This window comes from Gordonibacter pamelaeae 7-10-1-b (genome assembly GCF_000210055.1).
In the GTDB taxonomy this organism is placed as follows: Bacteria; Actinomycetota; Coriobacteriia; order Coriobacteriales; family Eggerthellaceae; genus Gordonibacter; species Gordonibacter pamelaeae.
Map to the genome: position 1 here is coordinate 2,042,788 of NC_021021.1, position 1,286 is coordinate 2,044,073.

The 1,286-nt window shown below is 70.0% G+C and carries 1 protein-coding gene; it reads right to left on the reverse strand.

Features of this window, described 5'->3' with window-relative positions; genetic code table 11:
• Nucleotides 1-160 precede the first annotated feature (160 nt).
• Nucleotides 161-1,286 (reverse strand): O-antigen ligase family protein (locus GPA_RS09420; protein WP_041239399.1); only part of this gene is annotated, 1,126 nt, incomplete at its 5' end.

Sequence of the window (1,286 nt, forward strand, 5' to 3'; positions counted from 1 at the left end):
GCGTTCGCGGAAGCGGCGCTGCCCGTGTTCGCGCTGTGCGTCGGCGCGGCCGTTGCGGGCCTCGCGCTGTCGGGCACGCTGCCGCGGTTTGTCGAACGCCGGAGGTAAGACCGAGGCGAAGCCCGCCCCCGATGGGATAAGGAAGGGCGGGCCGGCGAAGCTAGGCAAGCGTTTCGGGCAGCTGCTCCTGGTTTCCGATCAGCGCGGCGAGCCCCGTCGAGGCCATGGCGTTGGCGCGCGCAGCCGCCTGCCGATACCGCTCCCGCGCTTCCTCGCCCGCATCATGGCTCGCAAGCAGAAGGCGGGCGCTCTCGAACAGGTCGACGTTGCCGGGCTCGCGCTCCAGCTCTGCGAGCAGGATATCCTCGGCCCGCGCATCGTCGCCGAGGGCGTAGAGCGCTTCTGCCGCATAAAGCGCCTGTTCAGCCGACGTGATCGAACCTTCGCTGAAAGCCTTTGCGAGCTCGCTCCATGCGCCCGCCCGCCGCAGCGCCTCGGCGTAATCCGACCGTACGGAGTCGTCGCGTTTGGCAAAGGGGTTCTGTTCCAGAACCTGCCGGATCGCGGCCGCATCCGCCTTCGCCGCGGCCGACGCGGACGCGTCTTTCGCGCTAGCCGCCCACAAGCCGAACCCGCTGGCCGCGAAGGACGCTACCAGAAAAAGCAGCGCGAGCGGGAGGCCCCATGCCCGATCAAGGCTACGCGACCGGCGCCGCGGCTCCGGCGCAGCGTGGAGGGTCAAGAGCATCGCCAAGAATGCGAGCAGCGCGGCGAACTGGAAGTCTATGTCGAAGGCTCCATGCACGGCGATCAGCAAGATGGCGCAGACGACCGGCGCGTTCCCGCAGGACGCTGCCCGCTTCACGCCCATGACGATGGCCGCGACGAACAGCGCCGCCCCGACCAAACCGGCATCGAGGGCGATCTGCAGATAGCCGCAGTGCACCGACGTGGCGGTGTACTGCGCGGACTGCACGTACGGGTAGAGGAACCTCCACACGTCGGGCCCGATGCCGAGCGCAGGATTCGCCGCGACCACGGCCGCCGCATCCCCCATCTGGACCAGGCGCTCGACGAACGTCCGCCCCGCCTGCGCCGCCCTGCCCGTCTGAGCGAGCGCCTCCACGCAGGCGAGCGTGCACGCCACCAGCAGCGCGCATGCAAAAAGAGCCGTCCTCCTCGCGTTCTTCGCCCTGGCCAGCCTCCGAACCGCCAACGAGCCGGCCGCGAATGCGCCGGCCGCGGCGGCAAGGGCCCAGCCTGTCCCGACAACGAGGCAGAGGACG